The sequence below is a fragment of the Marinospirillum alkaliphilum DSM 21637 genome (assembly GCF_900119735.1).
Lineage (GTDB): Bacteria > Pseudomonadota > Gammaproteobacteria > Pseudomonadales > Halomonadaceae > Marinospirillum > Marinospirillum alkaliphilum.
Genome location: NZ_FPJW01000003.1, coordinates 285,430 through 309,103 on the forward strand (window position 1 = coordinate 285,430; position 23,674 = coordinate 309,103).

Genomic DNA, 23,674 nt, shown 5'->3' on the forward strand with positions numbered 1-23,674 from the left:
CCCTTATGGCCCTTCCCCTGAGTCTGCTGGCCGGACTGGAAAGTCTCATCAACCCCCTGTTGCGTCAGGCTGTTGCACGTGAAGGTGCGGCGGCTGCAGCCCTGCAGGAATTACATGGCTCGCTGCTGGAGCTGCGTGTCACCGGGCTGGATGTGCAGGTGCAACTGCAGGTGAACCACGAAGGACTGAGCCTTTATCGTCAGGCCGATGTTCAGCCTGATGCCTGGATGGAAGCCAGCCCGGCGTCTTACCTGAAAATGGCAACTCGCCCCGATGCCTCAGCGGTGTTATTCAGCCCGGAAGTACAGATTGGTGGCGACACTCGCAAACTGGAGTTGTTACAGGATCTGATGTCCGGTCTTGGTCTGGATGCTGCAGAGTTAATCCATCAGTTCACCGGGCCATTGCCACTGGCTTTACTCCAGTCTGGAATGAGTCGTTTACTGGGTTTTGGTCAGCGCTTCAGCCAAAGTGCCGGGCAGGATCTGAAGGATTATCTGGACGATGAAACCGGCCTGTTGCCGGGTCGCAACAGCCTGCATCTGCTGGAGGATGCACTGGGTGAACTGCGTCTGGACGTTGATCGGCTGGAAGCCCGCATCCGGCTGCTGGAGCAGACCGGAAACAAGACTGGAGAGCATTGAGTGGGACGTTTTTATCGTGCCTTGCGTATTACCTGGGTGGTGGTCCGTTACCGCCTGGATACCCTGATTCCGCAGGAACGCCTGCCCTGGCTGCTGGTGCTGTTGCTCAGGCTTAACCCCATGCGGCTGATCCCCGTAGGCAGATACACGCGTGGTGAACGCCTGCGACTGACCCTGGAGGAGCTGGGCCCGATTTTCATCAAGTTTGGCCAGATGCTCTCCACCCGGCGTGACCTGCTGCCATCGGATGTGGCTGATGAGCTGAAAAAACTCCAGGACCAGGTGCCCCCTTTCCCTGCTGAGCTGGCGCGTAAAACCATCGAACACTCCTTGCGCATGCCTGTGGCGGAAGCCTTTGCAGAGTTTGGTGCCGAGCCGCTGGCTTCTGCTTCGGTGGCCCAGGTGCACACCGCCCGGTTGCATACCGGAGAAGAGGTGGTGGTGAAGGTGATTCGTCCGGGCATCAAGCAGGTGATCCGCAAGGACATCCAGCTGCTGTACATGCTGGCCAGATTAACACTGAAACTGGTGCCCGATGCCCAGCGCCTGCATCCGGTGGAAGTGGTGGCTGATTATGAAGTCAGCCTGATGGATGAGCTGGACCTGCAGAAAGAAGCCGCCAGCACGTCGCAGTTAAAGCGCAACTTTCAGAATTCTCCCCTGCTTTATGTACCGGCCATTCACTGGTCCTTCACCCGCAGGAACCTGATGGTGCAAGAGCGGATTTACGGGGTGCCGGTGGCCGAAGTGGAAACCCTGAAAGCCCGTGGCGTGAACATGAAAAAGCTGGCCGAGCGCGGAGTGGAGATTTTTTTCACCCAGGTGTTCCGGGACAACTTTTTTCACGCCGACATGCACCCTGGCAATATTTTTGTGGACACCAGCCTTCCTGAAAGTCCGCGCTACATAGCCATTGACTGCGGTATTGTCGGTTCGCTGAGCATGGAAGACCAGAACTACCTGGCGCGCAACCTGCTGGCATTTTTTGAGCAGGACTATTACGAGGTGGCCAGGCTGCACATCGAGTCTGGCTGGGTGGGTGAAGGAACCCGTGCCAATGAATTTGCTGCCGCCATTCGGGCGGTGTGTGAGCCCATTTTTGAAAAACCCCTGAAAGACATCTCTTTTGGTCAGGTGCTGCTGGGATTATTCCAGACGGCCCGACGCTTCAACATGGAAGTGCAGCCACAGCTGGTGTTGCTGCAGAAAACCCTGTTGAACATTGAAGGCCTTGGTCGCCAGCTTTATCCCGATCTGGACCTGTGGACCACCGCCAAACCCTTTCTGGAAAACTGGATGAAACAGCGTGTAGGCCCCCGTGGCATCCTGTTAAAAGCCAAGGAAAAACTGCCAGACTGGCTGGAGCAGATTCCTGAGCTGCCGCAACTGGCTCACGAAGGGTTAAGTCAGTTCCGCAACTGGCAACAGGATCATCTGGAACAACGTCGCCTGCTGCGTGACATGCGCGATGAAATGATTGCCGGGCGGCGGCGTAATGGGCAGTTGTTGCTGGCTGTATTGCTGTTGTTAATGGCACTGGTTTCTGGTGTCGGCGAACAGCTGCTTCCGCTGTTACAGGGTGATTGGCAGCCCTGGGTGTTGGGTGGCATTGGTTTGTTATTACTGCTGCGACGTTAGGTGGCTGGTCGGCTCCGGCGCTTTCCGTTATGCTTGGCCCCCTGTTCTGAAAGCAAGTGATAAAGGTTGGATTGGCATGGCAGATATCCTGCAGCAATTGGCAGCAACGCTGGAAGCCCGTAAGCAGGCTGATCCGGGTAGCTCTTATGTGGCCCAGTTGCATCACAAGGGATTAAACAAGATCCTTGAGAAGGTGGGTGAAGAAGCCACAGAAACCTTGCTGGCCGCCAAGGATGCAGCCATCAGTGGCAAGCCGGATGAGGTGATTGCGGAAACGGCCGATCTCTGGTTTCATTCACTGGTTATGTTGTCTCACCTGAATATCAGCCATCAAGACGTACTGAATGAGCTGGCACGACGCATGGGGCTTTCCGGTCTGGAGGAAAAAGCCAGCCGCAGTGCCCAATGAAATGACAAGAACACGCAAACACTATTGAGTTAAGCAGGAGATCATCATGGGTTTTGGCGGCATTAGCATTTGGCAACTTCTGATTGTTCTGGGCATCATCATCCTGATTTTTGGAACCAAAAAACTGCGTTCACTGGGTAGTGACCTGGGTGGTGCTGTAAAAGGCTTCAAGTCCGCCATGAAAGATGGTGAGAAGGAAGCCGAAGCAGAAGACCTGAAAAAGGATGCAGCGAATCTGAACAAGGTTGAAGAAAAAGGTCCGATTGACGTCAAATCCACCCGCGTTGACCAGGAGCAGGAGCGCAAGTAAGCGCCCATTGCCATGTTTGATATCGGCTTTTTTGAACTGCTGCTGATCGGTATCGTGGGTCTGCTGGTACTGGGTCCGGAGCGTCTGCCGCAGGCAGTACGCACGCTGGGTCTATATATCGGCCGTATCCGCAAGGCCGTGTCAGGTATTCAGCAGGAGGTCAATGAACAGCTGCAACTGGAAGAAATGCGCCAGCGCCTGGCCGAGCACGAGCGCAAGGTTCGTGCAGGCCTGCTGGATGTGGAAAAGGAAGTCGAAAACCAGGTGAACATGGAATCGGGTGCTGATGCACAGCAACCTGTCGAGCCAGTAAAAGAGCAGGCCGAAACCCCTGTATCCAGGTCTGAGGACAAGCCTTCATGAGTCAGATGGATCAGCAGCCTGATCGGAATCCGGATCAGAACATGCAGGAACCAGTGGCACCGGCGGGCCATGCCCCGCTTGTTGAGCATCTGATAGAGTTGCGTGACCGTCTACTGCGTATTGTGGTTTCAGTATTAATTGTATTTTTGGCGCTTTTTTATTTTGCCAATGATATCTATCTTTTTATATCTGAACCCTTGCGTGCAATACTGCCAGAAGGCACCAATATGATTGCCACAGAAGTGGCATCACCTTTTTTAACGCCATTTAAACTGACTTTATTTACTGCTTTTATAGTCAGTGTTCCCTATATTCTATATCAGATCTGGAGTTTTATTGCGCCAGGTTTATATGAACATGAAAAAAAGCTGGCCTTTCCATTGCTGGCATCCAGCATCATCCTGTTTTATGCCGGTATGGCCTTTGCTTACTATGCTGTGTTTCCCCTGTTGTTTGCATTTTTCACCGCTGCAGCACCTGAGGGGGTGGCGGTGATGACAGACATCAATGCCTACCTGAGTTTTGTGCTGAAACTGTTTTTTGCTTTCGGTCTGGCCTTTGAAATCCCTGTGGCCACAGTGCTGCTGGTGATGGCGGGTGTCACCAGTGTGGAAACCCTGTCCTCCAAACGGATGTATGTGATCCTGGGTTGTTTTGTGGTTGCCATGCTGCTGACGCCACCTGATGTGTTTTCACAGACGCTGCTGGCTGTCCCGATGTGGCTGTTGTTTGAAGTGGGAATATTGATTTCGCGCTTGCTGCCAAAGCGTAAGGCTGAAGAATAAAACACCTTATTACAAATAAAAACAATAAACCCGGCTTATAGTCGGGTTTATTGTTTTACATCAATTGTAGATGTCTGCCTGCCTGAGATACATTGGATTCACAGGACATGAATTTCCAATGGAGTCGTCAATGGTTGAAAGCAGTCGTGTGTTGTATGAGGATGATGAACACCAGTACGTCTGGTTTGGCTGGGAAGACCCTGACTGTGAAGATAGCCTGGTGCAGTCCAATCAGGTGCTGGTGATCAATCAGGATCAGGGTTATCTGTTTGATCCTGGTGGTGCCTTCATTTTTTCCGAGGTGGCAGCAGAGGTCAATAAATACCTGGCGCTGGATCAGATACGCTATTTGCTCGCTACACACCAGGATCCCGATGTACTTTCCTCCGTTACCCTTTGGCTGAAAGCCACTCATGCACGTTTGCTGGTTTCACGCCTGTGGATCCGGTTTGTCTCTCACTTTGGTTTCAGCGATAACAGCCGTCTGATTGCCATTGAAGACAAGGGCAAAATGATCAAGTTGCCTGCGGGTGGTGAGATCATCTTGTTACCCGCTCACTTTTTACACAGTGAGGGTAATTTCTGTTTTTACGATAGCCGTTCAAAAATCCTGTTTACTGGTGATATTGGTGCTGCTGTATTCCCCAAGGGGGAGCGTTACCTGATGGTGGAAGACTGGGACAAACATCTGGCTTACACCGAAGGTTTCCACAAACGTTACATGGGTAACAATCAGGCCTTGCGCAAATGGGTGGCGATGGTGCGTCAATACCCCCTGGAAATGATTGTTCCTCAGCATGGTGCCATTATTGGCAAGGAACACATTCCTGCTTTTCTGGACTGGCTGGAAAATCTGCAGTGTGGCACAGACCTGCTGGATGAGTTTTACGGTTTTTAGGGTGCATAACCTGTGGGGCAGATGCCCTGAAGCGGATACAACAAGAAGACATGGATTGATTGACAGAGGAGCCTGCCGGGATGACAACGCATCTGGAAGACAACCGCCTGCTGTATGAAGATGATGAGCATCAGTTTGTCTGGTTTGGTTGGGAGGAAGAAGAGGGCTCAGACTCTTTTGTGCAAACCAATCAGTGCCTGATCATTAATCAGGACCAGGGTTATCTGTTTGATCCAGGCGGTACTTATGTTTTTCATCAGGTTCTGGAGCAGGTGACGCGTTATCTGCATCCGCGCCAGATCAATACACTGATTGCCACCCACCAGGACCCGGATGTCTGTTCTTCCGCACCCTACTGGATGAAAGCAACCGATGCCAAGTTGCTGATTTCCCGTTTGTGGCTTCATTTTGTATCGCATTTTGGCCTGGATGAACCAGAGCGTGTGGTGCCCTTGCCGGATCGGGGTGCCAGATTGCGTTTGCCCAGTGGCGATCACCTGCTGTTATTACCAGCTCATTTTTTACACAGTGAAGGGAACTTCAGCATTTTTGATGAGCGCTCCGGCATCCTGTTCAGCGGTGACATTGGGGCATCCATCTTCCCGAAGGGTAAGCGTTCTTTATTGGTTGAGGATTTTGAAGCACACCGTGCATTCATGGAGCCTTTTCACAGGCGGTATATGCACTCCAATGCGGTGTGTCGCCACTGGGTTGCGCAGATCAGGGCTCTGCCGCAACCGGTGAAGATGATTGTGCCGCAACATGGATCGATGTTTCAGGGGGAGCAGGTGGAAAACTTCCTGTCATGGTTTGAAACACTCCAGTGTGGAGGTGATTACCTGCAGGCCATCTACACTGATCAACCCGTTTAAATTTCCCTGGATGGCAGTGTGACTGCAAGGATGTCATATGTTTTTGCGCGATTTTGAACTATCCAGAATCATGCCGGAACACCTGAAGGTGGACCACCCGGTACCCTGGCCCATTTACGACGAATTCGGCAAGTTGTTAATGGCCAAGGGGGCCGTTTTGCGTTCCGAACGTCAAAAGGAAATTCTGGCAAGGGTGGGGCTGTTTGCCCGTGAAGCCAATCCAGAGCCTGAGGCAGAGGTTCCACAGCCCGTGCGTTTTCGGCGCAAGGTGAACCCTTTTAATGAGTTTGATGAGCTGTGCCTGAAGCTGGAAGCAGTTTTTACGCTGATGGAGGCGGAAAAACGCCCTAACCCCGGCATCATCAAAAAACGTGTGTATGAAATCTGTACCACGCTGCAGGGACTGGTGGAATACGATGCTGATGCGTTGCTGGGTGCTGTGCATCTGGCGGATCAGTTTCCCTACCATGTATTGCACCCCATGCAGATTGCAGTGCTGTCAGAGTTGATCATGGATCGCTTGCAGGCAGAACAGGCGGTGCGCCTGTCCGTTCTGGCTGCCGCTTTAACCTGTAACCTGGCCATGAACCCGTATCAACAGCGCCTGCATCAACAGCGCACGCCGCTGAATGATCAGCAACGGCGAGTGATTAACCGTCATCCCTTGCAAACACGTCAAAGTCTGGAAGAAGCAGGTGTTGATGACTTGTTGTGGTTGGAGTTGGTGGCTCAGCACCATGAAAAACTGGATGGCAGTGGTTATCCGCTGGGTTTGAGTGGTGATCAGATTCGCCGTGAAGCGCGCATTCTGGCTCTGGCCGATGTTTACAGTGCGATGGTGACACCAAGGCCCTATCGCAATCCGATCAAACACAAGGATTCACTCAGGGATATTTTCACCCAGCGTGGCAGTAAGTTTGATTCCAAACTGACGCTGCTGTTTCTGAATGAATTGGGGGTTTACCCACCGGGTGTGTATGTACGGTTGAATAATGGTGAGCTGGCCGTGGTGATCGGGCGTACACCAGACCCACGCTCACCCCTGGTGGCGAGCATCCGCAAGCCCAGTGGTGATTTGTTTTTGTCACCCAGACGCCGGAATACCGGTTCAGAACAGTTTGGTATTCGCAGCGCCTGTAACGTGAATGAAAGGATCAAGATCAACCCGGCCACCCTGTGGGGCATTAATGCCATTCGGGTGAATGTGATGCCGGCTGACCTGTCCGGCATCTCGGATCTGATCTGAACCGGTTGATCAGCTCAGATCCAGTACCTTGTCGACCAGCTTGAAGATGCCATCCCGCGCTTCGGTGATCCGGCTGGCAAGCATGTAAGCCGGCGTGCTGACCACCTTGTGGGTGTTATCAACAATGATCTCGTCCACTCCACAGGTCTTGTGCAGGCCGCCCATGGCAATCAGGGCTCCTTCCACGCCAGGGTCACTGCCTACAGTGCAAAGAATGCCCGGCGCAACCAGTTTGGCAGTAATGGCCGGTGCAATACACATCAGGCCGATGGGTTTACCTGCTTTGTGGAATGCCTGCACAAACTGGCGTACATCGTTGCGCACTTCACACTCGGCACCCTCGGAAGCAAAGGTGGAGAAGTTTTTGGCCACACCAAAACCGCCGGGCAGAATCACTGCATCATAGTCATCCGGGCTGGCCTGGCTCAGCTCCAGAATATCGCCTCGGGCCAGACGGGCGGCTTCCTGCAGGATGCTGCGTGAAGCACTTCCTGACTCGCGGCTGTCTTCAACTTCCTCGCCGCTGGCATGATCCACCACATGCATTTGCAGGGCATCCGGTGCAATACAACGGTATTCAGCATCACGTTCATCCAGGCGCAGCAGGGTCAGGACGCTTTCATAAATTTCGGCACCGTCAAAGACACCGCAACCGGACAGCAACACGGCTACTTTTTTCTTCATGATCTTCTCCATCCTGTTGTTTTTGAATCAATGCCTTGACTCTAGCCAGCATCGTCGTACTAAGCAACCTGTCAGGCTTCAAACCTGCTGCCGTACTGATATACTGGAAACAGCTTTTCACAAATATTTCATCCGCTTGTATCACACTGGCAGATGCCGCCAGCACAACCGGATCCCAGGAGGACCAACGCGTGCAAATTACCCCCCGTCAATTCCCGGCCACCCGCATGCGCCGTATGCGTGCAGATGATTTTTCCCGCCGTCTGATGCAGGAAACCCACCTGAGCGTGAATGACCTGCTGGTGCCGCTGTTTGTGCAGGAAGGTCAGCAGCAACGCACCCCGGTGCCTTCCATGCCGGGTGTGGAGCGACTCAGTCTGGATCTGCTGGTGCAGGAGGCCCGTGAGTTGGCGGCCTTGGGTATTCCGGCCATTGCCTTGTTTCCGGTGGTGGATGCAGCAGGTAAAACAGACCTGGCGGAAGAAGCCTACAACCCCAACGGTTTGGTACAGCGGAGTATCAAGGCATTCAAAGACGCCGTGCCACAGTTGGGTATCATCACGGATATTGCCCTGGACCCTTATACCTCCCATGGTCAGGACGGCATTATTGATGAACAGGGTTACGTGCTGAATGACCGGACCGTGGAGACCCTGGTCAAGCAGGCGCTGTCTCATGCCGAAGCCGGAGCTGATGTGCTGGCACCTTCGGACATGATGGATGGTCGTATTGGTGCCATCCGTCAGGTGCTGGAACAGGAAGGGCTGGTCAATACCCGCATTCTCTCTTATGCCGCCAAGTATGCTTCGGCCTATTATGGCCCTTTCCGCGATGCAGTGGGTTCAGCCGCCAATCTTGGCAAATCGGGTAAACAGAGTTACCAGATGGATCCGGCCAACAGTGATGAAGCCCTGCATGAAGTGGCATTGGATCTGGCTGAGGGTGCTGATATGGTGATGGTTAAACCCGGCATGCCTTATCTGGATATCGTTCAGCGGGTCAAAAGTCAGTTTGGTGTGCCCACGCTGGTGTATCAGGTCAGTGGTGAATATGCCATGCATATGGCAGCCATCGAAAAAGGCTGGCTAACGGAAGCGGCGATGATGGAAGCGCTGGTCTGCATCAAACGGGCCGGTTGTGATGGCATCCTGACTTATTTTGGCAAACGAGCGGCCCAGTTACTGAATCAGTAAGTTTGACTAGTGAGGCATTCAAAGCAAGGATATGGCAGATGACTGACACCAAGGCAACACCTGTACCCGCAACAACTGAAGCGGTGGATACCCCGGCTACTGATGAGTCCACCCAGATAACCCAGGCCAGTGCCCAGCGTGCTCCCCTGCGAATTAATCAGAGCAAGACCGGTGTGCGTCGTCGCAAATCGGATGATAGTATTGATCTGGATGCCCCGGACCTCTACTTCAATCGGGAGTTGTCTCACCTGCAATTTAATATCCGGGTATTGGAGCAGTCGCTGGATGCCAGCCATCCGCTGCTGAACCGCCTGCTGTTCCTGCTGATTTTTTCCAGCAACCTGGACGAGTTTTTTGAAATTCGGGTTGCCGGTCTGCGTCGTCAGGTGGCACTGGATCGGGAAAAATCCGGTGTGGATGGCATGCGTCCCAGTGAAGTGTTGAAAGAAGTTTCACGCATCTGTCATGAGCAGGTGGAGCGTCAGTACAAGATCCTCAACGAAGTGCTGATCCCGGCACTGGAAGACAACCAGATACGATTTATCCGCCGTGATCAGTGGACTCGCCAGCAGACCGCCTGGGTGGAAGACTTTTTCAACAATGAAATTCTGCCGGTGATCAGCCCCATTGGTCTGGACCCGTCACATCCCTTCCCGCGTCTGGTCAACAAGAGTCTGAACTTCATTGTATCGCTGGAGGGTAAGGATGCCTTCGGTCGTGAAGGCGGCATGGCCATTCTTCCGGCACCACGCTCCCTGTCACGCCTGATCCGTATTCCTGATGAGCTGTGTGAAGGTGGTGACAACTTTGTGTTCCTGTCCTCGATGATTCATGCCCATGCTGAGCTGTTGTTCCCCGGCATGAAGGTCAAGGGATGTTACCAGTTCCGCATCACCCGTAATGCTGACTTGAGTGTGGACTCCGAAGAAGTGTCGGATCTGGCCAGTGCCCTGCGTGGTGAGCTGCTATCCCGCCGTTATGGTGATGCAGTGCGCCTGGAGGTGGCCGACAATTGTCCGGATGAGCTGGTCGCTTTCCTGTTGAAACAATTTAACCTGACCGAAGAAGAACTCTACCGGGTGAATGGCCCGGTGAACCTGAATCGCCTGATGGCGGTGATGGGGCAGGTGAATCGTCCGGATCTGCAATATGCACCCTTTACACCGGGTTTGCCGAAGTTGCTGCGCAAGGATGCCGGTTCAATTTTTAATGCCATCCGCCAGGGTGACATCCTGCTGCACCACCCCTTTGAAAGTTTTTCGCCGGTGGAAGACCTGCTGCGGGAAGCCGCCAGTGACCCCGATGTGGTGGCGATTAAACAAACCCTCTACCGCACCGGCGCTGATTCCAACATTGTGAATGCACTGGTGGAAGCTGCCCGAAATGGTAAAGAGGTAACCGTTGTCATTGAGCTGCGGGCACGCTTTGATGAAGCAGACAACCTGACACTGGCCAGTCGTTTGCAGGAAGCTGGTGCCATTGTGATTTACGGCGTGGTGGCCTACAAAACCCACGCCAAGATGATGCACATTCTGCGGCGGGAAAGTGGCCGATTGCGCCATTATGCCCACCTGGGCACCGGTAACTACCATGCCAAGACTTCGCGCCTTTACACCGATTATGGCCTGCTGACTTCCAATCAGGACCTTTGTGAAGATGTGCACAAGGTGTTTTTGCAGCTGTGTGGCATGGGACAGGTGTTGAACATGCACAAGCTGTTGCATGCACCCTTCACCTTGCACAAACGCCTGGTGGAAATGATCGAGCGGGAAGCTGAAAATGCTGCTGCCGGTAAAAAAGCCCGCATCATCATCAAGACCAACTCCATCACCGAACCCAAACTGATCAAGGCACTGTACAAGGCCAGTCAAGCCGGTGTTGAAATTGACATGGTAGTGCGAGGCATCTGCTGCCTGAAACCGGGTGTTCCCGAGGTGTCGGAGAATATCCGGGTGCGTTCCATCATCGGGCGTTTTCTGGAGCACACACGGGTGTTCAGCTTCCACAATGATGGCAAGGAAGAGATTTATTGTGCCAGTGCCGACTTTATGGAGCGCAACATGTTCCATCGTGTGGAAACCTGTTTTCCGCTGCTGGAAACCCGGTTGGCCAACCGGGTGCGCAAGGATCTGGAAACCTATCTGCTGGATAACTGCCAGAGTTGGGAGCTGCAGAGTGATGGTTCCTACCTGCTGAACTCACCCGGTGAAGGCAAGGGTGAAGTCAGTGTGCAGGAAACCCTGCTGGATGCTTATGCCGAGAAGGTCAGCTGAACCTGCCGGATGGATCATGCTAGACTGGTCCATACATTTATTTGACGGAGCAAGGTATGGACCGGAAAGCTATCCCGCAACAGGCAGGCTTGTGCTGGATTCGCCCGGAGCAGTGGCAGAGACTACTGGAAGTGGCAGAAGATCGTGACCGGCTGGAAAAAAGCTGGGAAGAATGGCAGGCCAAAAGCCTGGAAATGATCGAGGTGTTTGCCACCCGGAACATTCTGATCCAAAAAGTTGAAGTGGATGTTGAGGCATTAATCGACTGGTGCCATCAGCGTGAAAAAACGGTGAATGCCTCAACCCGCGCGGAGTATGTCACCGCGTTGATGATGGAACAGAAAAAAGCCGAAATGCAGCAGACGACTCGTCACTGATTTTGTGTTCGCGCAATGCAGTGACGGTTTTTTATGCCGTAGTACGGTCTTGCAGCTCACTGATCCAGCGGGCATCCAGCCGTGTCTGGTTCGGGTCCAGGCCTAAGGCCTGCATGCGCTCAGCGGTTTGTTGTTTCTCTACTTTTAACTCCAGCAAGCCGGTGTCATTGCCTTCCAGCTGGTGCATCTGCTCCAGCGCCAGTTGATAAAAACGCAGAATTTGCAAAGCGCGTGGGTGATCCGTTTCTGCCAGCGGCTTGACCCGGTGCATCACATTGGTGACCCGCATCAGGTTGCGCTTCAGGTGCCAGCCATACACTGCTTCGCGCATAAAAGGTTGATCCTTCAGATAAAAACGCACCAGCAATAGGGTGCTACCCAGGCTCAGCGCTACCCCCAGCAGGTTAAGGCGGAAATTATTGCCACCGGGGGTGCCCCATAACAAGACCAGCAGGCTGGATAACAACATGCCGGTGGCTGCAAAAAGCACAATCAGGATCAGGCTGCTTTTGCGGGTTTGTTGACGGTAGTTGTCAGGGTCCAGCGGCTGTAATTCAAACATGGTTATTCAGTCTTTTCATTCAATGAGCCAGTTCAGGCGGTTTCAGTTTTTTGTGCTGCCATTCTAACGGCAACGGCCAACTGCTGCAGGCTTTCTGCGGTTGCTTCCCAGCCCAGGCAGGGATCAGTCATGGATTGACCATACACCCCTTCATCAGCAGTCAGTGACTGCTGACCCGTGACCAGAAAACTTTCCAGCATCACACCCAGAATCGGGTGGCCCTGTTGCAATTGTTGCCCGATATCCGTCAGTACCTCGGCCTGGCGCTCAGCGACCTTGCCGCAGTTGGCATGGCTGGCATCAATCATCACACGGGGATTCAGCCCGGCCAGTTGCAGCGCCTGACTGGCCGCCAGCAGATGTTCACTCTGGTAGTTGGGACCATCATGACCACCCCGCAGTACCAGATGCCCAAAGGGGTTACCGCTGACTTGTTGCTGAACCAGACGCCCCTGGTCATTAATGCGGGTCATGAATTGTGGCTGGCTGCTGGCTTTGATGGCGTTAACCGCCACATCAATGCCGCCATCGGTGCCATTCTTGAATCCCAGTGCGCCGGGCAGGCATGCTGCCATTTCCCGATGGGTCTGGGATTCGGTGGTGCGGGCACCCAGAGCATACCAGCTGACCAGGTCATCAAAGTAGGGTGCCAGATGAGGGTTCAGCGCTTCGGTGGCCACCGGTAAACCCAGCGCTGCAACATCCAGCATCAGGCGGCGTGACACTTCCAGCCCCAGATCCAGTTGTTGGCTGCCATCGCGCAGTGGGTCGTTAACCAGCCCTTTCCAGCCCAGGCAGGTGCGGGGTTTTTCAATGTAAACCCGCATCACCAGCAGCAGCTCCGGCAAGCGTTGCTGCAATTGCTGCAGGCGGCGGGCGTAATCCAGAGTGGAGCGGCTGTCATGGACGGAGCAGGGACCAACCACCACCAGCAGGCGTTGGTTCTGGCCACTGACCACCTGCCGGATGGCCTGGCGCTGCTGGCTGATCTGCTGCTGCAGAGCTGGGGACACCGGCAGTAACTGGCGCAGGCTTGCCGGGCTGCTGAGCAGCTGTTCACCCGTGGTTTGTTGCATCATGCTGTTCATCTGAAAATTCCTCATAAAAAAACCCCGGTGTGGACTGCACCGGGGTTTTTTTATGCCTGGGCAGCCACAGGGCGCCCGAAAGACAGATTTCAGACGCGTGAGATCCTGCTAAACCAATAGCCATAAAAAAACACACCAGCTTGTGCCGGTAAGTTTTTCTGTGACTTGAGGTTGGACAGGTTCATGCGTCTGGGCCTTTCAGCAGGCAATGGATTAAAAGTTGCTTCAAGAAAAACACATTCACTCATTTTCTGCAAGTTTTTCTGCCATGCCCTGTACCGGGTAGAGGGTATAAATGCGAAAAAACTCCTCGCGGGAAAAGGTTTTGACCAGGTTTTTGCTGTAGGCAATCTTGCGGTTACGCTGCAGGTCAAAACCCTTGTAACCCAGCAGTTGCAGGCAGTGGGCGCAGACTTCGCGCTGCTGTTCTTGTTGTGGACCCACTGGCAAGCCACCCGTGCGGCGAGTACTGATCCAGACTGTCTGACTGGCAGACCAGGCATCTGTCACCGGGCACTGGGCCAGATGATAATCACCGGCATTTTCCAGGTAGACAACCAGTCGCGTGTTTTTAAGTCCCCAGGTGTGATCAGCAAAACGCTTCAGGCGCGCCAGTGGCAGTTGGCGACCTTGCTGATCCAGCTCGGAGCGCTCTTTGCCGGTCAGGTGTTTTTCGGCGTTAAAAAGCTCAAAATGCCCGGTTTTGCGTGCACCCATTGCCAGCCTGAGTTCACGAAAGGGTTCAAATTCAGTGAAGTCGGGCAGTTGCATGCTAAGGGTCCTGCTGCAACGGGCGGCGCTGGTTTTCCAGAATGGCACGAATGCGGGAATCAGCATCGGTGCGTACCCGGAACTCCACCCGGCGCGAAAGTTCGGCATTTTCGCTGCCATCCGGGTTGAGCACCGGATGGGATGAGGACAGGCCATTGGCGGTGAGATTACGTTTTAACCAGTCCTGCTCATGTGCCACGCTGGGCAGGGTGATCACATACTCCAGACCGGAGCGGGTGCGCTCCTGCGACAGGCGCATGTTGTTGATATAGGCTTCGTTGGCATCTCTGGCATTGGTCCAGTCACTGGAGGTGTGGCCTTCAATGCGAACTTCTTCGATGTCATCCCGGTAGCGTTCAGAGGTGATCACCCGCACATAACGCGGGAAAAAGTCCGCCAGGATGGCTTCAAAGGCGGGGCGCAATCGTGCTGAACCCAGTTCAAACAGTACGCCACTGTCCTGAAAGGTGATGACCAGATCAGGCGTCAGCTGGGCACCCCAGCGCGGCAGGTCATCTTCAAACTCATCCAGCAGGTCCTGATACAGGGCTTCACGCAGGTCCAGGTAGATTTCGGCCACCTCGCGCATGCGCTCACTTTCCTTCTGTACGATGACCATGAAAATCACCGCCACCAGCAGGAATACCATCATCAGTCCGGCCATCAGGTCGCTGACGGAAATCCAGTGGGCACCTTCTTCACCGGCCAGGGTTTCTTCTTCCTGATTCTGCATCATGCGACTCAGGTCCCTCCGGTTTTGCTGCTCTTGTCAGTTTTGTCCAGCTGTTCGGCCAGACGCACCAGCTCCCGCAGTTTGTCGGTCAGCGGAGTGTAATCACTGACAAATTTTTCGGACAGGGCGGCCAGCTGGCTGCCAAAGGTCTGCAGGGCGTGAGTCAGCTCATGTTCCATTGCGGCATCCAGACGGATCAACTGCTGTTCGGTACGATCCAGATTGCGTTCGGTCTGCTTTTGCTGGCGCAGCAGTTGTTCATCCAGGCGTTTACCCAGCACGTCATTGAGGTTTTCAACACTGTCGGCCACCCGTTTTGCTGAGCTGTCCATCAGGCGCTGCATCTGCACATGCTGGCGTTCCAGTTGCCCGGCCAGGCCATCGGTGAGGGTGTGAATGCGCTCTTCCAGTTTGGGCAGGCCACCCCCGGCCTTGTTGACCAGATTGGCCAGCGAGTCCAGGTATTTGCCGAGGGATTCTGACTGCTGCTGCAGGCCGCCCATCACACTGCCGAGGGTTTCCGCCACCTCGTTAAAGGCCTGGGTGTGTTCCACCATGGTTTTGTAGGCTTCGGTTGCCTTGTCCAGCACCTGACCATTGGCACGTTGTTCGTTCAGCAGGGCTTCCAGCTCTTCCTTGTAGTTCTCCTGCCACTGCAGCATCTGGCCCACGGCATCATTCAACTGGCGGAAGTTGTCGCCATACTGGGTGCCGATCTGCTGGTTAAAGTCAGCCAGCAGTGTTTCCAGGGCACTGATCAGTGCTTTGGAGTTGGCATCAGCCATCTTCTGCTGGTAATCACCGATGCCTTCCCCCAGCTTTTTCAGGCTGGCTTCCAGGCGTTGTTCATTGGTTTTCAGGTATTCATCTATGCGGGTGAGGCCGGAGTTTTTCAGCAGCAGGCGGATGTCGCCCAGTAGTGTGGCCAGATCATCCATGGTGGCACCGGTGACCTGTACCGATCCATCCATGCCACGGACATGGTTCAGCACATGGCGCATCTTGATGGTCATGGCACCGAGCAGTCCGGCGATAGAAGACCAGAAAGCCGTTTTTAAACCTTCAATCAGTTGCGGAACACTGGCTTCCACATCAGCAGCATCAAACTCCATCAGACCCAGCGCCACACCAAAAAAGGTGCCGAAGATGCCCACGCTGGTGAGGATAGAGGGTGCGGCATTCACGGTGCGCAGGGAGTAAACCGGACCATGGAAATACACCGTCATTGCGGCGATCAGGATGATGAAGAACAGTGTCAGGGGTGAAAAGGCACTCAGCAGATCCATAGGTGTTTTCTGTTCCGGTATTTGATCGTTTTGCCCCGGTGGACGGTCAGGGATGAAGTTTACCTGTTTGCGGCCCTGATCCGCTACAATAGGGCATCGATTACGTCAGAAGGTGTATTTTGTGAACAAAGCCCGACTTTTTGCCTGGAGCCAGTACCTGCTGCCCCACCACCTCTTGTCCCGCCTGACCGGTGCCCTGGCTGAATGCCGCATCGGCTGGATCAAGAACCTGTTGATTCGCAAGTTTGTCCAGCGTTTTCAGGTGGACATGAGTGAAGCCTTGCAGGAAGACCTGACTGCTTATGCCAACTTCAATGACTTCTTCACGCGTGAACTGAAACCGGGCATGCGGGAGATAGTCGCAGACCCCTTGCAGCTGGCCAGTCCGGCTGACGGTGCCATCAGCGAGCTGGGTGTGCTGGAGCATGGTCAGTTGCTGCAGGCCAAAGGCATCCGTTACAGCCTGACTCGCTTGCTGGGTGGTGATGTGGAACGGGCCAAACCCTTTATGGGCGGCAGTTTTGCCACCATCTACCTGTCACCCAGAGACTACCACCGGGTGCACATGCCACTGGATGGTCGTCTGCTGGAGACAATTTATGTACCGGGCCGCTTGTTTTCAGTGAATCAGGCCACGGCAGATAACGTCCCGGGTCTGTTTGCCCGCAATGAAAGGCTGGTGGCGTTTTTTGAAACCCCGGCAGGCCCGATGGCGCTGATCCTGGTGGGTGCCATGATTGTGGCGGGTATTGAAACCGTATGGGATGGCCAGGTGGCACCGCCTGCTCGCAAGGTCACCGTAAAGGATTTTTCTGATCCTCAGCCGGTGGTGCTGGAAAAGGGTGAAGAAATGGGGCGCTTCAAGCTGGGTTCAACCGCCATTATGGTGTTTGGACCGGAGGCCGTGCAGTGGCGTGAAGACCTGCAAAACGGCACCCCGGTGCGTTTAGGTGAAGCCCTGGCAACACTTGCTGCTACAGGCGGAAAATGATTGCACCGAATACACCGCTGATCTGATCCCGTGCCACCAGCGGGCTGTCACTGACACTGTCCGGCAGCCAGCGGGTGCGGGTTGATAACAACAGGGACGTTGTGGTGTTGAGCTGGTAAGCAAGGGTGACACCAACAGTGTATTGAATGCCGGCATCCACCTGATAGGCGGTGCGCTCAGGGGTCAGACCTGTGTGTACTTCGCTGTCACGCACACCATAATAATAATCCAGCAGGTCAGCACTCATCCAACTGATGCCAGCATTGGGTGTCAGGCTGAGTTCACGACTGATGGGGATGCGGTAGGCATAACCGGCACTGACTTCCTGGCCTTCATGTTTGCCCAGCAGGTCGGTCACCGCCTTGAGTGAGTACTGGTGCATGCCTTCACGCCAGACCAGACCCAGACCACCATCCAGTGACCAGCCGCGCGTGGCCATCCCCTGCAGATAAAGGGAGTCACTGCTGCGGTACCCCTCCAGACGACCGCTGACCAGGGCGCTGAGTGTCAGATTGCTGCGACGGTCGCCGGTTTGCCACAGGTAATAACCAGCCTCAATGCCACGAAAATAACCCTTCTCCCCTTCATAACTGATAAAGGCGGGAATGGTGTTGGGATTGCCGCTGACACCGCGATAGGGGCTTTGGCCTTGTGAAAAGCCGATGCCGGCACCAACACTGGTTTGTGCACTGGCATTGCCGCACAGGGCAAGCAGCAATAACCCGGACAGCCCTGTTAAGGTCAGGCGCATGTTTACCTCTTGTTCATTGATGATGGTTAATCTTCTGGAAGTGAATCAGCTAGAATGCAACAGATTGAATCTTCTGGAAAGGCGTGATGCGTAAACTGATCAACCGGCTGGTGATGGGATGGTGGTATCTGGTGTTGCTGGTGGCTTTGTCACTGGTGTTGTTACTGGCTGCCAACAGCTGGTTTGTCGGCAAAACCGCTGACCGGGCCATGAAGCCGGAAAAAGGCTGCGATAACCTGCATGAAGTGGTGCTGGTGTTCGGTACCAGTCAGTTTCTGCGTTCCGGCAGGCCCAATCCTCACTATTACGGTCGCATTGATCTGGCCGCAGCCCTCTATCATCAAGGAAAAGTTCGCCATCTGCTGCTTTCCGGTGACAACCGTACCCGTTATTACAATGAGCCGGGGCGCATGCAGCAGGACCTGTTGGCACGAGGTGTGCCGGAAGAAGCCATGACCCTGGACCATGCCGGGTTCAGCACCTTTGATAGCCTTAAACGCAGCCGCGATATTTTTGAGCTGCATCAGATCACCCTGATTACCCAGGGCTGGCATTTACCGCGTGCGCTGTTCATTGCCGACCATCTGGGGCTGGATACCCTCGGCTGTGCTGCCGGTGGCCCGGAGTGGAATGCCATGAAGCGCTTGTGGTTAAGGGAAGTGGCGGCGCGGCTGCGTACTTTGGGTGACCTTTATATCTGGAAGCGCGAGCCGCGACTGCTGGGTGATCCGGAGCCGATCACCTTATAGGGTGTTAATGCTGGAACCAGACTTCTGCGGCTGCCAGATGCCCGTCCAGTTCCTGCAACAGTGTTTTCAGCGTGGGTCCCAGACTGCCAGCATCCTGATGCAGCTCCAGTACAGCGCGCTGCAGTTCCCGCTCATGATCCTGCAGTAAATCCAGTGCCACAGTCGCTGGTTCCTGCCACAAGCTGCGGAACTGCTCCAGCAGGTGAGTCAGTCCTTCAATTTCCTGGTCAGCCACCCGCGGCCGCAACTGCAATTCATTCATGCCCGCCTTGCGCAAACCCTCCAGCAGTTCTCGGCGCTGTTGCATCATGCTGTCCAGCTGGACGCGGCGACTGGTTTCCGGTAGTCGCTCACGCATGTCTTCATAAAGATCCAGACTTTCATCCAGCAATTCCAGCACCGTGTTCAGGTGAGCCTGGGTGGTGTTCAGTAACATAACTTTTCTCCATTCATGCTACAGATATAACAAAGCTTCAATTGGAAGTATACGGTTGCTGAGCATGCTTGCTTGCAATATTTGCTGACTTAAAACCTTGCCTTTGATTCTGGACGTGAGCCAGATACTTACCTACATTTAACAACAAATAACCGATGGATGGGTTCAGGATGACGCCATGAGCTTTTACACCTGCAGTCCGGAAGCAACGGGCGCCGACAAAGATCTGGTCCGGTTCGTGGAAGAGCGAGGGCCGCAGCCACTGCGGCCCGATCTTTCTGCGCAAAGTTTCAAGGTATTGGTAGTGGATGATGATGAAGATGTGCATCTGACCACCCGCCTTGCGCTCAAAGATCTGGATTTTTCTGGCCAGCAGGTCAGCTTTCTTCATGCCTACTCATCCGGCCAGGCCTTTGCCATGCTGCAGGCTCACCCGGATACTGCCGTTGTGCTTCTGGATGTGGTGATGGAATCCGAGCAGGCCGGGCTGCAACTGGTGCAACGCATCCGTGATGAACTGGGGTTGCTGAGCCTGCGCATTATCCTGCGGACTGGACAACCCGGTTATGCCCCACAGCTGGATACCATTGCCCGTTATGATATCAATGATTATAAAACCAAGGGCGAGCTGACCCGCGAAAAACTCTTTACGGTGCTGATGACGGCGCTACGCAGTTACAATCTGCTTGAACAGTTACAGCAACTGGCTTACCGGGATGGATTGACGGGTTTGCTGAATCGTAACGGCCTGCTGCGTGATTTGGAGCACCACAGCTGCAGTAACTGTGAAAGCCGTGGTCAGCCCCTGCAACTGGCGCTGCTGGATATTGATCAATTCTCCATGCTGAATGACACCTTTGGCGCTGAGGTGGGTGATCAGCTATTAAAAACCTTTGCACTGCGCCTGCAGCAGCCTGGCTGCCTGGCTGCAGCCCGTCTGGGATCTGATCATTTTGCCGTACTCCTGAGCGACCATGCTGACCGATTGCTGGCGGCACCAGCCTTGACGGCTCCACTGTTATTGAAAGGCATCGAGTATGGATTCAGCTTCTGTACTGGTGTGGCCACCTGCTCACCGGGGCTGAGTGCTGCCGAGCTGATGGGTTATGCCAGTGTGGCGTTGAAGCGTGCCAAGCGTCAGGGTCAGGGTCAGCGAGTGATATTCACTCAGCAGTTGGTGCAGGACATGCGGCATCATGCACGATTGCTGCGAGACCTGAAGCAGGATCTGGACAGTGAAGGTCTGTTTCTGGAATACCAGCCCCAGATCGACCTGCGCACTGGCAAGTTGCTGGGTGTGGAGGCGCTGGTGCGTTGGCAACAGCGCAATGGTCAACGGGTGCCGCCGGATCAGTTCATCGGCCTGGCGGAACAATCCGGACTGATCATTCGTCTGGGTGACTGGGTATTGCGACAGGCATTAAAAGATCTGCAATCCCTGTTACAGCGAGTACCGGGAATTCGCATGGCAGTGAATGTGTCAGCGGTACAGTTCAATCAGCAGGACTTTGAACAGAAGGTGGAGCACTGCCTGTTGCAGCAAGGATTGCAGGGCAGTTATCTGGATCTGGAAATTACCGAGTCCGTGGGTATTCTGGGATCGGATGCTGTCGAAACCAAGTTTCACAAACTCAAGGATCTGGGCATCACCCTTTCGATTGATGATTTTGGCACCGGCTTTTCTTCCCTTTCCTATCTGGAACGACTCAGTGCCGATCGCCTGAAAATTGACCGGAGTTTTGTGGCCAAACTGGATGCTTCAGCCTCTGGTCAGCGCATTGCCCAGATGATTATTGGCCTGGGTCAGCGGTTGAACCTGCAAGTGCTGGCGGAAGGCATAGAAACCGAATCCCAGCTGGAGCAACTGAAGGTGATGGGATGCCATGAAGGTCAGGGATACCTGATTGCCCGTCCCATGTGTCTGAACGAACTGGAAGGATGGATTGATGCATGGCGTCAATGATGCCTGCAATCCTGCTGCTGGCAGCAGGATTGATGCTTGCCATGGTGGTGATGGAGCGCAATGAACGCCGCCTGAAAAGCAGCCAGACCCGATTGCAAGCCATTTTTGCAACCTCTCCGACACCCCTGCTGGTGGGTTACTGGCAAGGCAGTGATTATGCCACCGATCAGGTCAACCCGGCTTGGGAGCGCCAGTTTCAGATACCGGCAGCAAAGATTGCCGGCCTGAGTGGCCGGGACTTTTCCTGGTGGGTGTCTGCACAGGATCGTGCTCGCTTTCTTGAGCAGGCTCACCGGGGAGAGGGCGTCAGTCAGTTCATGGTTTGGTTGCGCCGAATGGATGGCAGCCATTTTCTCGGTTCGATATCCTGCCATACCGAGCAGGTTCGCGGGCGGCAGATGATTGTCATGGCCTACGATGATGTCACCCTCAGCTATCGCATGCAGCAGCAGCTGCAGGAGCTGAATCGCACCCTGGAAGAACGGGTAGCGCGTGCTGCGGATGAGTTAATCCAATCTGAAAAGCTGGCGGCTCTGGGTCAACTGGTCGCTGGTGTTGCTCATGAACTCAGTACACCGATTGGTAATGCTTTGCTTGCTGCATCCACACTGGAAGCAGAGATCAGACAACTGGAGCAGGCGCATTCACAAGGACTTCGTCGATCTGATCTGGAGCAGTTTCTGCAGGAAGGGAGCATGAATGCCAGTGTGATGCAACGTAACCTGGAGCGGGCGGTTTCCCTGATTGGTAGTTTTCGGCAGGTAGCCGTTGACCGAACAACATCCCAAGTCCGCAAATGCAGCCTGCGTCAGGTCACCGATGAAGCCTTGCTGCTGATCCAGCCGCTGCTGAAAGGATCACCGCATCGCGTGCAGGTGGAGATACCGGAAGACTTGCAACTGGTGACCTGTCCGGGATCGCTGACCCAGATCCTGATCAATCTGGTTCAGAATGCCCTGTTGCATGCGTTCACTGAGCGGCAATCCGGTCTGATCCGAATTCAGGCATACAGTCTGAATCAGGAATGCCTGCTGGTGGTCAGTGATGATGGGTGCGGGATCAGTGCAGACATGCAGCAGCGGGTATTCGAACCCTTTTTCACCACGCGTATGGGACAAGGGGGCTCAGGACTGGGGTTGCACCTGGTGCATAATCTGGTGACGGGGGTGCTGGAGGGCCGCATTCGGCTGGTGAGTGAACCCGGTCAGGGTTGCCGGTTTGAGCTGACCATCCCTGGTCTGCAGCAGGATGTAATCAGGCCTTGAAAATCAGCGCCTGCTTTTCAGCCTTCATGGCAGCAAAGCCTGCTTCATAAAAGAACTGGTCAGCACCCAGTGCCGGTTCAAGGTGATTCAGCCAGGTGGCCTGTTCATCATATTTAGCAAAAAATGGCTGTTGCACCCAGTCCGGATTGCGCCCCTGAATAAAGCGCAGCACAAACACCTTTTCACCATTGATTTCAGCCACACCCTGAATTTCCACCTTGCCAGGATCGGCTGACATGGATGGTCCACGCGCAGTGCGACATAACCCCGGCACCTGCTGCATGGCTTCACGGTAAATATCCCAGGCACGTACCAGCGGCACTTCAAAATAATGCCGGGCACCGGTATCCCGCTCCACAAACATGTAGTAGGGAATCATGCCCTGCTGCACCTGCATCTTCCACATCTTCACCCACTGTTTCGCATCATCATTGATGTGCTGCAGCAAGGGGGCCTGGGTGCGGATTTCAGCACCGGTGGCACGAATGCGGCGCACCGCCTCGCGGCACACGGGTGTATCCATTTCCTGCCAGTGGTTGAAGTGCGCCATGAAGGCCACGTGTTTACCGGCTGCCACCAGTTCACGGAACAGCTGCAGGATGTCGTTGGCATCTTCATCCGTGACAAAACGGTAAGGCCAGAAGGTCAGACTCTTGGAACCGATGCGGATGTTCTGCACATGGGCCAGTTCTGGCTTCATTAAACCTTCCAGATACAGGCGCAGGTGTTTGGCCTTCATCACCATCGGGTCACCGCCGGTCAACAGCAGATCCGTGACCTCGGTGTGTTCAGCCAGATAGGCATGCAGGGATTCGGCTTCATTGGATGAGAAGCGCAGATCCTTGTCACCGACAAACTGTGCCCAGCGGAAACAGAAGGTGCAGTAACTATGACAAACCTGCCCCTGGCTGGGAAAGAACAGCACCGTTTCCTGGTATTTATGCTGCATGCCAGGCAGTGGTTCACCATTCAACAGCGGTAGGTTCAAGTCCATCTGTCCGGCGGGGTGGGGGTTCAGCTCGGCGCGAATGCGCTCCACCGCTGCCTTTAACTGATCTGCAGGGGCATCCTGCTGCATCAGTTCAGCCACTTCATCAAAGTGCTCCGGCTTTAACATGCCGCGCTGCGGAAAGGTAAGCTGGAAAATCGGATCATTCGGGACACGGTTCCAGTCGATCAGCTCTTCAATCACATAATCATTGACCCGAAAGGGCAATACCTGGCTGACCACCTGCATATCAAAGCGCAGGGCTTCCGGTAACTGTTCAAGCTGTGGAATCTTGTCCAGCTGGCGCTGGGTGTAAACCTTGAAGGGGCGGGCCTCAATGGCGGGAGTGTTGAGTGTGACACGCTGGTTCATGGTCCGTCTCCTCATGCATCAATCGGA

General features: G+C 54.4%; 25 protein-coding genes. 16 read left to right on the forward strand and 9 right to left on the reverse strand.

The genetic code is table 11. The features are described 5' to 3' along the window. Positions 1-5: 5 nt before the first annotated feature. The 9 genes from BT114_RS06655 (at position 6) to BT114_RS06695 (ending at position 7,165) form a co-directional block, all read left to right on the forward strand. The gene (locus BT114_RS06655; protein WP_072325563.1) at positions 6-644 is read left to right on the forward strand and encodes a ubiquinone biosynthesis accessory factor UbiJ; all 639 of its coding nucleotides are present in this window, start codon (positions 6-8) and stop codon (positions 642-644) included. Further along, on the forward strand, positions 645-2,282 hold the full coding sequence (ubiB, locus tag BT114_RS06660) for a ubiquinone biosynthesis regulatory protein kinase UbiB (RefSeq protein ID WP_072325564.1): 1,638 nt from the start codon (positions 645-647) through the stop codon (positions 2,280-2,282). It abuts the gene before it with no gap. A gap of 76 nt (positions 2,283-2,358) precedes the next feature. Next, positions 2,359-2,691 carry a phosphoribosyl-ATP diphosphatase gene (locus tag BT114_RS06665; protein ID WP_072325565.1) on the forward strand — a complete coding sequence of 111 codons (333 nt, stop codon included), beginning with the start codon at positions 2,359-2,361 and terminating at the stop codon, positions 2,689-2,691. A gap of 46 nt (positions 2,692-2,737) precedes the next feature. After that, positions 2,738-3,001: a Sec-independent protein translocase subunit TatA gene (tatA, locus tag BT114_RS06670; RefSeq protein WP_072325566.1), complete on the forward strand. Its 264-nt coding sequence runs from the start codon at positions 2,738-2,740 to the stop codon at positions 2,999-3,001. A 12-nt stretch (positions 3,002-3,013) separates the two neighbouring features. After that, entirely contained in the window at positions 3,014-3,364 is a 351-nt protein-coding gene (tatB, locus tag BT114_RS06675) for a Sec-independent protein translocase protein TatB (RefSeq protein WP_072325567.1), read from the forward strand. Between the two features lie 41 nt (positions 3,365-3,405). Further along, entirely contained in the window at positions 3,406-4,149 is a 744-nt protein-coding gene (gene tatC / locus BT114_RS06680) for a twin-arginine translocase subunit TatC (protein ID WP_072325617.1), read from the forward strand. Positions 4,150-4,279: 130 nt separating this feature from the next. Continuing rightward, positions 4,280-5,047, forward strand: coding sequence for an oxygen-binding di-iron domain-containing protein (locus BT114_RS06685; protein WP_072325568.1), 768 nt, complete (start codon positions 4,280-4,282; stop codon positions 5,045-5,047). Positions 5,048-5,127: 80 nt separating this feature from the next. Further along, positions 5,128-5,919: an oxygen-binding di-iron domain-containing protein gene (locus BT114_RS06690; RefSeq protein ID WP_084661970.1), complete on the forward strand. Its 792-nt coding sequence runs from the start codon at positions 5,128-5,130 to the stop codon at positions 5,917-5,919. Positions 5,920-5,956: 37 nt separating this feature from the next. Beyond that, the gene (locus tag BT114_RS06695; RefSeq protein WP_072325569.1) at positions 5,957-7,165 is read left to right on the forward strand and encodes an HD-GYP domain-containing protein; all 1,209 of its coding nucleotides are present in this window, start codon (positions 5,957-5,959) and stop codon (positions 7,163-7,165) included. Positions 7,166-7,174: 9 nt separating this feature from the next. Here the strand turns inward: BT114_RS06695 and elbB are convergent, their stop codons facing one another. Then, a complete protein-coding gene (elbB, locus tag BT114_RS06700; RefSeq protein WP_072325570.1) occupies positions 7,175-7,849 on the reverse strand; it encodes an isoprenoid biosynthesis glyoxalase ElbB in 675 nt (224 codons plus the stop codon). A gap of 197 nt (positions 7,850-8,046) precedes the next feature. Between elbB and hemB the strand changes: the two genes are divergently transcribed. The 3 genes from hemB to BT114_RS06715 are packed head-to-tail and all read left to right on the forward strand — an operon-like array spanning position 8,047 to position 11,692. Next, positions 8,047-9,042, forward strand: coding sequence for a porphobilinogen synthase (gene hemB / locus BT114_RS06705; protein WP_425434777.1), 996 nt, complete (start codon positions 8,047-8,049; stop codon positions 9,040-9,042). 38 nt (positions 9,043-9,080) lie between these two features. After that, a complete protein-coding gene (gene ppk1 / locus BT114_RS06710) occupies positions 9,081-11,315 on the forward strand; it encodes a polyphosphate kinase 1 (protein ID WP_084661971.1) in 2,235 nt (744 codons plus the stop codon). A 56-nt stretch (positions 11,316-11,371) separates the two neighbouring features. Further along, entirely contained in the window at positions 11,372-11,692 is a 321-nt protein-coding gene (locus BT114_RS06715) for a hypothetical protein (protein WP_072325571.1), read from the forward strand. Between the two features lie 31 nt (positions 11,693-11,723). On the opposite strand, the gene BT114_RS06720 is transcribed toward BT114_RS06715, so the two are convergent. The 5 genes from BT114_RS06720 to BT114_RS06740 all read right to left on the reverse strand — a co-directional run bounded on the left by BT114_RS06720 (position 11,724) and on the right by BT114_RS06740 (position 16,132). After that, entirely contained in the window at positions 11,724-12,254 is a 531-nt protein-coding gene (locus BT114_RS06720; RefSeq protein ID WP_072325572.1) for a DUF3087 family protein, read from the reverse strand. A gap of 32 nt (positions 12,255-12,286) precedes the next feature. Then, on the reverse strand, positions 12,287-13,342 hold the full coding sequence (locus BT114_RS06725) for a 3-deoxy-7-phosphoheptulonate synthase (RefSeq protein ID WP_072325573.1): 1,056 nt from the start codon (positions 13,340-13,342) through the stop codon (positions 12,287-12,289). 240 nt (positions 13,343-13,582) lie between these two features. Next, positions 13,583-14,113 carry a hypothetical protein gene (locus BT114_RS06730; RefSeq protein WP_072325574.1) on the reverse strand — a complete coding sequence of 177 codons (531 nt, stop codon included), beginning with the start codon at positions 14,111-14,113 and terminating at the stop codon, positions 13,583-13,585. A gap of 1 nt (position 14,114) precedes the next feature. After that, positions 14,115-14,849: an OmpA/MotB family protein gene (locus BT114_RS06735; RefSeq protein ID WP_245770404.1), complete on the reverse strand. Its 735-nt coding sequence runs from the start codon at positions 14,847-14,849 to the stop codon at positions 14,115-14,117. A 5-nt stretch (positions 14,850-14,854) separates the two neighbouring features. After that, the gene (locus BT114_RS06740) at positions 14,855-16,132 is read right to left on the reverse strand and encodes a hypothetical protein (RefSeq protein WP_072325575.1); all 1,278 of its coding nucleotides are present in this window, start codon (positions 16,130-16,132) and stop codon (positions 14,855-14,857) included. A 121-nt stretch (positions 16,133-16,253) separates the two neighbouring features. Between BT114_RS06740 and asd the strand changes: the two genes are divergently transcribed. Then, positions 16,254-17,123 (forward strand): archaetidylserine decarboxylase, encoded by an 870-nt coding sequence (asd, locus tag BT114_RS06745; RefSeq protein ID WP_072325576.1) that lies wholly within the window; start codon positions 16,254-16,256, stop codon positions 17,121-17,123. Here asd and BT114_RS06750 read toward each other — a convergent pair. Further along, positions 17,107-17,874 carry a MipA/OmpV family protein gene (locus tag BT114_RS06750; RefSeq protein ID WP_072325577.1) on the reverse strand — a complete coding sequence of 256 codons (768 nt, stop codon included), beginning with the start codon at positions 17,872-17,874 and terminating at the stop codon, positions 17,107-17,109. The genes asd and BT114_RS06750 overlap by 17 nt on opposite strands. Positions 17,875-17,960: 86 nt before the next feature. Here BT114_RS06750 and BT114_RS06755 point away from each other — a divergent pair, with 86 nt between their 5' ends. Beyond that, positions 17,961-18,623, forward strand: coding sequence for a SanA/YdcF family protein (locus BT114_RS06755; protein ID WP_072325578.1), 663 nt, complete (start codon positions 17,961-17,963; stop codon positions 18,621-18,623). 4 nt (positions 18,624-18,627) lie between these two features. Here the strand turns inward: BT114_RS06755 and BT114_RS06760 are convergent, their stop codons facing one another. Further along, on the reverse strand, positions 18,628-19,059 hold the full coding sequence (locus BT114_RS06760) for a hypothetical protein (protein ID WP_072325579.1): 432 nt from the start codon (positions 19,057-19,059) through the stop codon (positions 18,628-18,630). 178 nt (positions 19,060-19,237) lie between these two features. Here BT114_RS06760 and BT114_RS06765 point away from each other — a divergent pair, with 178 nt between their 5' ends. Both BT114_RS06765 and BT114_RS06770 read left to right on the forward strand, forming a co-directional pair. Continuing rightward, positions 19,238-21,022, forward strand: a complete 1,785-nt coding sequence (locus BT114_RS06765; protein WP_072325580.1) for a putative bifunctional diguanylate cyclase/phosphodiesterase — start codon at positions 19,238-19,240, stop codon at positions 21,020-21,022. Beyond that, positions 21,010-22,287: a sensor histidine kinase gene (locus BT114_RS06770; RefSeq protein WP_084661973.1), complete on the forward strand. Its 1,278-nt coding sequence runs from the start codon at positions 21,010-21,012 to the stop codon at positions 22,285-22,287. The genes BT114_RS06765 and BT114_RS06770 overlap by 13 nt, the downstream gene beginning before the upstream one ends. Here the strand turns inward: BT114_RS06770 and BT114_RS06775 are convergent. Next, the gene (locus BT114_RS06775; RefSeq protein WP_072325582.1) at positions 22,277-23,647 is read right to left on the reverse strand and encodes a KamA family radical SAM protein; all 1,371 of its coding nucleotides are present in this window, start codon (positions 23,645-23,647) and stop codon (positions 22,277-22,279) included. The genes BT114_RS06770 and BT114_RS06775 overlap by 11 nt on opposite strands. Between the last annotated feature and the right edge of the window lie 27 nt (positions 23,648-23,674).